The organism is Nonomuraea sp. H19, from assembly GCF_052068215.1.
In the GTDB taxonomy this organism is placed as follows: Bacteria; Actinomycetota; Actinomycetes; order Streptosporangiales; family Streptosporangiaceae; genus Nonomuraea.
This window is the reverse complement of the sequence record NZ_JBQHCV010000019.1, coordinates 230,363-238,557: the sequence shown is the minus strand read 5'-3', so window position 1 is coordinate 238,557 and position 8,195 is coordinate 230,363. Positions and strand designations below refer to the sequence as shown.

The window sequence follows — 8,195 nt, the reverse complement described above, 5'->3', positions numbered from 1 at the left end:
GTGACCGCGGGCAGGTTGGGCAGCGTGCGCGGCAGCAGCCCGCGTTGCAGCTCCTTGGCGCGGGTGTGCTCCCTGTCATACAGGCGCGCGCGTTCCATGGCCTGGGCGACCAGCCCGCTGAGCGCGGTGAGCAGGTTACGTTCCTCACCGGTGAACTGGCGGGGATCGGTGAACGAGATGACGCAGCTGCCCACCGGGCGTCCCGAGGCGATCAGCGGCAGGAAGGCCCACGCTCGCTTGCCCCCCGCCGCCGGAAGGTCCGCCGTCAGGGGGTAGCGCTCGATGCACTCCTCGAGCGAGCTGATGAACATCGGGGTACGCTCCCGCAGGACCGCCGTCATCGGGAGCCCCCAGGATGCCGGCATCTGGGCCACCTGGTCGATGAACTCTTGTGGATACCCGGTGAGCCCGACCGGCCGCAGGTGATCGCCTTCCAGGAAGGCGAGCATCAGTCCGGAGGCGCCGAACGACGGCAAGATGTGATCGGCGGCTGCGTCCACGACGTCGCGAACGGTGACCGCCTCGGCCAGCGCCCTGGTCAGCTCCCTGATATGGGAGGCCCGCTCCGCGGAAGCGCGCTCGGTGTTACGCGTCCGCGGTTCAGTGACCGTCTCCAGGACGTCATGGGTCTTGGTGACGTCCCACAGGGTGCCGATCATGCGTGCCGGTTCGCCGTTGTCATCGAGCACCAGTCGGCCACGAACCCGCACCCAGCCGGACGTACCGTCCGGGCGGCACACCCGGTACTCGGTGCTGTGCATCCGCCCCGTGCGGATCGCCTCATCCATGTCGGACAGCACCCACGGCAGATCCTCGGGGTGGATGGTGCCCGTCCAGATCTGGATTCGTCCATCGCAGGGGCCAGGGTCGAGGCCGAGGATGGTGAGCATCGCGTCGTTCCAGACGACATCACCGGTCCGGATGTCCCAGTCCCACGTGCCGACCGCCTGCAGATCCTGCCGCAGATGCGAGCCCGTGGGCTGTTCCTGCCACCCCGTGAGGGGCGAATCGGGCGGAGGTGCGGTGGATCTGCTCAGGCGCTCGCCGGCCCATCGGCCCAGTGTGTCGAGAAAGGCCCGTTGCCCGGCCGACGTCTCCTGCGAGGAGACCGTCACCACCGACAGCGTGCCGACCGGCCCGCCGGGGCCGAGTAGCGGCACGGCCTCCATCGCCGTACCCACCTGCCAGGACCAGGATCCGGCTTCGGAGCCGTACGGTCGCCCGCTCGCCGTTCCGCCATGTCCGGGCATCCCATCGACGAGGTTCGCCATGGACGCCCGCACGAACACACCGTCCCGGAACGCGCGCGCCGGGGCCATCGGGCCGTTCCCGTCAATGCGCTCCCATGCCTGGGTGAAGGCCGAAGGGAGTCCGCTGGTCACCACCAGGCGCAGCCCGCCGCTGAAACCGGGGCTGCCGAGATGCACCATGCCGCCCAGCCCGGCGAGATCGGCCACCGCCTGCTGGATCGCGAACCGCAGCAGCTCTATCCCCCATAGATCGTCACCGACCACCGCCAGGAGCCGTTTCCGCTGCTCGGAAACCTGGTCCGCCCATATGATCTGCTGATCCTGCGCACGCTGTTCGCCCATCCCCATCCCCATCCCCTGCCCTTCACCGTGTCACCAGGGGTCTCCATCAGGGTCAAGATCGATCCTGCGGAGCCCGGGCTCTGAGACGCGTCTGCGGCACTGATCCGGGAGGAATATGCATATACAGGGGGGATATGTACAGGATATAACCACCCAAACGCCCTCCTCTGTGGCGTCGGGGAGCGCGCTGCTGGAGCCGTCGAGTCCAAGGACCACGCCGCCGACGACGAGCACGGTCGATGCGCGGGCTCGCGGCCAGGCCCGCACCGAGCCACGGGATGGCAGTGATCCCTGCTCCGGCATCGAGCGCGGCGGCTAGAGACGAGTAAGTCCGAAGTCTTTCGAGCGAAATGGGCCATCGCTGGGGTCACAGGTCGGGTCGGGAAGCCGCGCATCGTGAACGCATCGCGGAGCTATCAACCGGGGCTCGCAGGATTGGTGTCACAAGAAAGCACCAGCTAGGGAGTGTCCCCATGTCCACCACCGCCACCATCGTCACCGTCCTGGCCGCCCTCTGGGTGGGTTTCTCTGCCTTCTCCCTCCTTCGCCGCGCCGAGTGGGTCGTGAAGCCGCTGATGGACTACGGCGTCCCCCGCTCGTGGTGGACCTGGCTCGGCGCAGCCAAGGCCGCAGGGGCCGCGGGCCTGCTGGTCGGCCTGTTCGTGCCGGTCGTCGGCGTCCTGGCCGGGATCGGCCTGGTGCTGTACTTCGCCGGAGCCGTCGTCACCGTGCTCCGGGCGCGCTCGTACTCGACCGTCGTCTTCCCCCTGCTGTACATGGGCCCGGTGATCGCCGCACTGATGCTGGGATACACCGCCTGACAGCTTCCTTGATCACGCGAACTGGGCGGCGTGCGCCTCGATGAAGGGGAGCATGCGTTCCGCCTCTTCGAGCACCGCTCCGGGATCGGCCAGCGGCCGGAACGGTGAAATGAGCACGGTCCCCTCCTTCAGCGCCCATGTGCCGCGGACGAAGCCGTCCACGAGGAACGTCGGAACGCCGCCCGAGGCTGCCGGAGCGATGCGCTTGCGATCCTCCTCGCTGATCACCCGCCTCCGGTCCTGATGGCCGAGCAGACTGTTGTCGAACGCGGGCAGGAACCGCACCGGGGCCGGCAGGCCGGGGTCGGCGAGCCTCGCCTCGGGCACGTCGAACAGCTCCTTGCCGTCTTCGTTCCGGTAGACGCGCAGGCGCGGTCTGAGCCCCTCCATCACCTCGCGCAGCCGCGTCACACCGGCCCAGGCCTGCACGTCCATGACGCTCGCCGGCCCGAACGCCGCCAGGTAGCGCAGGACCATCGTCTCGAGCCGCCGCTCCGCGGCCATGGGGATGCCCGTCCACTCCTCCGCGAGGGTCACCTCGATCGAGGACCGGTTCTTCCACTTTCCCCAGACACCGGCCGATGGGCCGTGGACCAGCGGCTCCAAGAGTTCCACCGCATCGGCGAGCCGGCCCGCATGACGTCCGGGGAACCGCTCGCCGAGCAACCGGCCGAGTTCGCGCCGGGTCAGCGATCGGCCGCTGAGCACCTCCCTGCCGATCTGCGCCAGGTTGCCGAGGTCGAGTCCCTCGATCTCCTGCGCGTAATAGGCGTGCCGCAGGGCGACGCTGACGATGGACTCGACCGCCGGCCGCAGCCAGGCGAAGTCACGGGGACACACCAGGTGTACGGTCCTGCGGATCACGGTCGAGCGCACCACGCTGCGATCATGGATCAACATGTCGAGGTGTTCGTGCCGGAAGCCGTCGATGCGCGTCCACAGCCCGACGTACGGCCAGTTCGGTTCCTGCCCTTGAACGGCGACCAGATGCCGGACCACGTCCAGGGGTGCGCGAGAGGTGCGGCTCAGCAGGAACTGCCGGTCGAGGAGCGTACGGTTGAGGACGCGCTGAGAGACGATCAATAGTCCGCCTTCATGAGGCTACGGCATTTCACCAGATGATCTTAGCGACGCGACCGAGGAAACCCCGCTAGGCGTTCGGGCTGACCGCGTATTACGTCCACCGCGTCGAAGTGCAACCCTGGGGTTGCGCCTGGAGGAGTTGATGTGCAACTCTGAAGTTGCACAACCAATGGCGGAGATGAAGGAGTCCCCTCATGAGCGAGGACCGGATCGAACGCGAAACCCTGATCGCGGCATCCCTGGAGAGGGTCTGGTCGCTGGTGGCCGAACCCGGGTTCTGGGTGGCCGACCAGGGGAGCGTGACCGGCACCGTGGCCCAAGAAGGCGAGTCGCTGGTGGCGAAAAACGCCGAGTACGGCGACTTCCCGGTGCGCGTGGAGAAGGTCGAGCCGCCGACGTACCTGGCCTACCGCTGGGCCAGCGCCTTCCCCGGGGAAGAGCTGCGCGAGGACAACAGCACCCTCATCGAGTTCACGTTGATCCCGGAAGGCGACAAGACGCGGCTCCGCGTCGTCGAGAGCGGGTTCGCGGCGCTGGCCGGGTCCGAGGATCTGCGCAGCAAGGCGGTGGAGGACAACACCGGGGGCTGGCCCCAGGTGTTGGACGCTCTCAAGACGCGCGCCGAACAGTAGGTCGCGTGACGGAAGAACGTCGCGGCCCCGTCGAGGGGGCCGACAGCGTCATCGTCGCGCTGGCCGACCCGACGCGACGGCAGCTGCTCGACCTGCTCGCCGCACAGGGCGAGGCCACCGCGACGACTCTCGCCGAAGCACTTCCCGTCTCGCGGCAGGCGGTGGTCAAGCACCTCGCTGTCCTGGACGCCGCCGGGCTGGTTTCCGGCAGCCGGGTCGGACGCGAGATGCGGTACGCGGTGCGGCCGGCGGCACTGGACGCGACGGCGCGGTGGATGGCCGCGCTCGCAGCCGACTGGGATCGGCGGTTGGCGAACATCAAGCGCATCGCTGAAGAAGCGGAGCGGGATTCGCGCTAGCGATCTTTGGCCGCGGCACGATCGAAGACCTCATGGACCGCGCAGCCGGGCGACCCCCGGCTGCGCGGTCCGCTCGTTCTGCGCGCGGCCCGGCAGCGGGAGGCGTACCGGTGCCGAAGCAAGCCCACGAGGAACTGGCCGCGTCTTCGGACTGAGCCGGTGCGACGGATCCTGCGCACACGGGATCCGTCGCATGCGGCTCCGGCTCAGACACGAAGAGGAGAGGAAGCGGCCCCGCAGCTCCCCTCCATGCTCTGCGGGGCCGGCTCTTCCCTCCGGCAGCCAGCCTCGCGCATCACGCGCTGAGCTGGAAGGATCGGTTCTTCCTGGGAAGGGCTTTCCCCGGAAATTGCTCCGCGCTGGTGCCACAATCGGCAGCTATGGACAGCCTGGAGGTCGACTCCGCCAGGGGGCCGCTGGCCGATTTCCTTACCGCCCGCCGCGCCGCCGTCACCGCGGCCGAACACGGCCTGCCCGAGCCGCCATACCCCCGGCGCGTCCCCGGCCTGCGCCGGGAAGAAGTGGCCCAGCTCGCCGGGATCAGCACCGACTACTACACCCGCCTGGAGCAGGGGCGGGTACGTACGGCCTCGCGATCGGTCCTGAACGCCATCGGCCGCGCGCTCCGGCTCAGCGAGGACCAGCAGCGCCACCTGTTCCAGCTGGCCCATCCCGAGGCGCTGGAGCAGCCCGGCGAGGCGGACCAGCACATCAGTCCGCAGACGGCCCGGCTCCTGGCCAACCTCGTCGACACCCCCGCACTGGTCCTCGGCCGCTACCTGGACATCCTGGCCTGGAACCGGCTGGGCGCCGCGCTGCTGGGCGACCTGGCCGCCATGAAGCCCGCCCACCGCAACTACGTGCGCATGATCTTCCTTGACGGCCATGTCCGCGCCTTGCAAGGCGACTGGCGCGCCCGCGCGCAAGAGGCCGTCTCCAGCTTGCGCATGGCCGCCGGGGCCCACCCCGACCAGCCCCGCCTGCAAGAACTCGTCGGCGAGCTGTCGGTGCGCGATGAAGACTTCCGCACCTGGTGGGCCGAGCACCTGGTGACCGTGCACACCTTCGGCCACAGCCGGGTCCGCCATCCGGTCGTCGGGGAATTCAGCCTCGACTGGCAGGCCCTGACCAGCATCGTCGATCACGAACAGGCCATCGTGGTCCTCACCGCCCCGCTGGGAAGCCCCGATCACGAGACGATCAGACGGCTGGACGGCTGGGCCCGCCGGCAAGGTCTTCAGCCGAGCCATCCCGAAAACCCGTACACCCAGCGGGCCTTCCGCGCTGATCAGCTGAGCGGGCAGAGGCTCAATTCTCGCTGGTAGCCGGAGGCGAGCTCGCCGACCGTGCCGAACTCCCGCACGGCCACGCGCTCCGCCTCCACCCGGCGGAGCCCGCCCTTCTCCAAGGCGTCCGCCGCGTCGAGCAGACTGTCGCGCGCCTCGGTGAGGAAATCACGCTTCGGGCGCGGCGGACCTTTCAGTGTGCGGCTCAGGTGCTTCACGTAGTCGTCGATGACGACGTTCTTCCCGGTGCTCACCTCGTGCCCGCCTGGATGCCGGCGCCCATGGAGCGGCGCAGGCCGATGAACTCCAGTCCGGCGTACACCGCCACCACCAACGCTCCGACCAGCATGAAAGCGACCCCGAAGCCGGTGAGCGGGATCACCTCCGCGAACGCCAGGACCACGAGTGCCGCACACGACAATCCGTTGCCCGCGACCACGAAGGCGACATGGCGCGCCGGGATCCGCGGGTAGCCGGCGATGAGGCCGAGCGCGACCGCCCCGCCCAGCATGGCGACACCGAACGGGATCGACCAGGCGGTCGGCAGGCCGAGCGGGGCGCTGAGCGGCTGGGCGAGAGCGAGCATGACCACGCCGAAGACGGCGGTGCTCCACGCGTCGATCCGCAAGATCTGGCGCAGCAGGTTCGATCCGCTGCCGTCCACCACTGGGCGCCGGACGGTGGGGGTTGGGGTGCTCATTACGGCTCTCCTTCGTCGTGAGCGGAACTGACCGGCCCGGGCAAAGGCACCATGTCACCACCGCGGTAACGACCTCAATAACCTCCGAAGTCATGGAATCGGCCACCTTGTGATCGTCTATCCTCCTCGGCATGGATCTGGAACGCCCGTCCCGCGTGGGCGGCCTGCTGCGGGAGTGGCGGCAGCGGCGCAGACTGAGCCAGCTCGATCTCGCCAACCTGGCGGACACCTCCGCGCGGCATCTGTCCTACATGGAGACCGGCCGCGCACGCCCGAGCCGGGCGATGCTGCTGCGCCTGTCAGCCGCCCTGGAGATCCCGCTGCGCGAGCGCAACACCCTGCTCATGGCCGCCGACTACGCCCCCGCGTACCGAGAGAGCAACCTCGACGACGGCTACATGGCATCGATCCGCTCCGCGCTGGACACCATGCTGACGGCGCACGAGCCCTACCCCGCCGTCGTGGTCGACCGCCTGTGGAACGTACTGCAGGGCAACCGCGCCATGGACGTTCTCATGGCGGGGATTCCGCCGCACTTGCTGCAGCCGCAGCCGAACGTGTTCCGGCTGACGTTGCACCCCGACGGGCTGGCCTCGCGGCTGGCCAACCTCGGCGAGGTCAGGACGTTGTTCCTGGAACGACTGCTGCGCCAGGTCAACGCCACCGGCGACGCCGAATTGCGGGCCCTCTACCGGGAAGTGTCCGGTTACCCCGCCCCGCAAGGCGACGACGAACCCTCACGGCTCCCGCCAAGCCCCATCCAGGTGCCGTTGAGAATCCGTACCCCATTCGGCGAGCTGGCGATGTTCAGCACCATGGCAACATTCGGAGCCCCGGCCGATGTGACGCTGGCGGAGCTGGCGATCGAGCTGTTCTATCCCCTGGACGACTTCACCGCCGATGCCCTGCGCGCCCTGGCCTCAGCCGTCGAAGACACGTGACACTCATGCCGTCCGTCCCTGACCCGGTGCGATGAGGCCGTCCAGGGGCGCGGTGGGCAGGGCGATCCAACCCTCCGTGGCCGCCGCCCCGGCCTGCTCCGCCGCCGGCACGGTGACCAGGCCGAGGGCTGAGGCGCGGGCGGCGAGCGCGCACACGACCGCGTCGGTGGCGTCGTCCGAGGCCCGGCACAGCGGCTCGTACCCGCCCAGCTCCAGCCACGGCGCCGCCTCCAGCAGCCGGTCCACGAGCCGGCCCAGCTCGGTGAGGTTGGCGGCGCGCTTGTACCCCCGGTACGGCAGCCCCCACCGCTTCAGGCAGGCCGCCGGGTAGACCTCCACGACAGCCCCACCTCCCCGCCGATCGACCGGCCGGCCCCGCCGCGCGAGCTCGGCCAGCACCGCGGCGCAGCGCATGGTGGCGTGCCCGATGCGGTCGGCCGACACGCTCAACGGCGTCAGCCCCGTCTGCTCGTGCACCACCTGGTCGGTGACCCGCAGCGCCAGGTCCCGCCGCCAGGCCCGGCCCGCCAGCCCCTCAGGCACCCGTACGTGCCCGGCCCGGTGGGCGGTGACGAAGTCGACGAACTTGTCCGGCCAGCCGAGCGGGCAGTCGATGCCCGCTTTGCGCGCTTCCATCACCGCGTCGACGATCAGGCCGTCGTCCACTGCGACCTCCACCCTGGCGAGGCGCGCGCGGCCGGGCGACCAGTCGAGCCACGCCACCGCCGTCCGCGTGGCCTCCGCGGCGAGATCGATGCCAACCGTCAGCATCTCCTCACGA

At 69.6% G+C, this 8,195-nt stretch carries 10 protein-coding genes; 5 read left to right on the top strand and 5 right to left on the bottom strand.

All coding sequences use genetic code 11. The annotated features are described in order from the left end of the window. Positions 1–1,592, bottom strand: a 1,592-nt coding sequence (locus ACTMTI_RS36300; RefSeq protein WP_441125207.1) for a PAS domain-containing protein, incomplete at its 3' end; no start/stop codon positions are given. Positions 1,593–2,065: 473 nt separating this feature from the next. Between ACTMTI_RS36300 and ACTMTI_RS36295 the strand changes: the two genes are divergently transcribed. After that, entirely contained in the window at positions 2,066–2,413 is a 348-nt protein-coding gene (locus ACTMTI_RS36295) for a DoxX family protein (protein WP_441125206.1), read from the top strand. A 12-nt stretch (positions 2,414–2,425) separates the two neighbouring features. On the opposite strand, the gene ACTMTI_RS36290 is transcribed toward ACTMTI_RS36295, so the two are convergent. After that, a complete protein-coding gene (locus tag ACTMTI_RS36290; RefSeq protein ID WP_441125205.1) occupies positions 2,426–3,496 on the bottom strand; it encodes a winged helix DNA-binding domain-containing protein in 1,071 nt (356 codons plus the stop codon). Between the two features lie 194 nt (positions 3,497–3,690). Between ACTMTI_RS36290 and ACTMTI_RS36285 the strand changes: the two genes are divergently transcribed. The 3 genes from ACTMTI_RS36285 to ACTMTI_RS36275 all read left to right on the top strand — a co-directional run bounded on the left by ACTMTI_RS36285 (position 3,691) and on the right by ACTMTI_RS36275 (position 5,812). After that, a complete protein-coding gene (locus ACTMTI_RS36285) occupies positions 3,691–4,128 on the top strand; it encodes an SRPBCC domain-containing protein (RefSeq protein ID WP_441125204.1) in 438 nt (145 codons plus the stop codon). Between the two features lie 5 nt (positions 4,129–4,133). After that, on the top strand, positions 4,134–4,487 hold the full coding sequence (locus ACTMTI_RS36280) for an ArsR/SmtB family transcription factor (RefSeq protein ID WP_441125203.1): 354 nt from the start codon (positions 4,134–4,136) through the stop codon (positions 4,485–4,487). 380 nt (positions 4,488–4,867) lie between these two features. Next, complete coding sequence (locus tag ACTMTI_RS36275) at positions 4,868–5,812, top strand: helix-turn-helix transcriptional regulator (protein ID WP_441125202.1); 945 nt, start codon at positions 4,868–4,870, stop codon at positions 5,810–5,812. Here the strand turns inward: ACTMTI_RS36275 and ACTMTI_RS36270 are convergent. Continuing rightward, positions 5,776–6,027, bottom strand: coding sequence for a permease prefix domain 1-containing protein (locus tag ACTMTI_RS36270; protein WP_441125201.1), 252 nt, complete (start codon positions 6,025–6,027; stop codon positions 5,776–5,778). The two genes, ACTMTI_RS36275 and ACTMTI_RS36270, sit on opposite strands and share 37 nt — an antisense overlap. Next, positions 6,024–6,473 carry a hypothetical protein gene (locus ACTMTI_RS36265; protein WP_441125200.1) on the bottom strand — a complete coding sequence of 150 codons (450 nt, stop codon included), beginning with the start codon at positions 6,471–6,473 and terminating at the stop codon, positions 6,024–6,026. The genes ACTMTI_RS36270 and ACTMTI_RS36265 overlap by 4 nt, the downstream gene beginning before the upstream one ends. Positions 6,474–6,604: 131 nt before the next feature. Here ACTMTI_RS36265 and ACTMTI_RS36260 point away from each other — a divergent pair, with 131 nt between their 5' ends. Continuing rightward, positions 6,605–7,414, top strand: a complete 810-nt coding sequence (locus tag ACTMTI_RS36260) for a helix-turn-helix domain-containing protein (protein ID WP_441125199.1) — start codon at positions 6,605–6,607, stop codon at positions 7,412–7,414. A 3-nt stretch (positions 7,415–7,417) separates the two neighbouring features. On the opposite strand, the gene ACTMTI_RS36255 is transcribed toward ACTMTI_RS36260, so the two are convergent. Continuing rightward, positions 7,418–8,185 (bottom strand): DUF429 domain-containing protein, encoded by a 768-nt coding sequence (locus tag ACTMTI_RS36255; protein ID WP_441125198.1) that lies wholly within the window; start codon positions 8,183–8,185, stop codon positions 7,418–7,420. Between the last annotated feature and the right edge of the window lie 10 nt (positions 8,186–8,195).

Excerpts from the sequence above, each read along its gene's own strand:
- ACTMTI_RS36295 (WP_441125206.1), top strand. The coding sequence starts at position 2,066 with ATGTCCACCACCGCCACCATCGTCACCGTCCTGGCCGCCCTCTGGGTG.
- ACTMTI_RS36285 (WP_441125204.1), top strand. The coding sequence starts at position 3,691 with ATGAGCGAGGACCGGATCGAACGCGAAACCCTGATCGCGGCATCCCTG.
- ACTMTI_RS36275 (WP_441125202.1), top strand. The coding sequence starts at position 4,868 with ATGGACAGCCTGGAGGTCGACTCCGCCAGGGGGCCGCTGGCCGATTTC.
- ACTMTI_RS36265 (WP_441125200.1), bottom strand. The coding sequence starts at position 6,473 with ATGAGCACCCCAACCCCCACCGTCCGGCGCCCAGTGGTGGACGGCAGC.
- ACTMTI_RS36260 (WP_441125199.1), top strand. The coding sequence starts at position 6,605 with ATGGATCTGGAACGCCCGTCCCGCGTGGGCGGCCTGCTGCGGGAGTGG.
- ACTMTI_RS36255 (WP_441125198.1), bottom strand. The coding sequence starts at position 8,185 with ATGCTGACGGTTGGCATCGATCTCGCCGCGGAGGCCACGCGGACGGCG.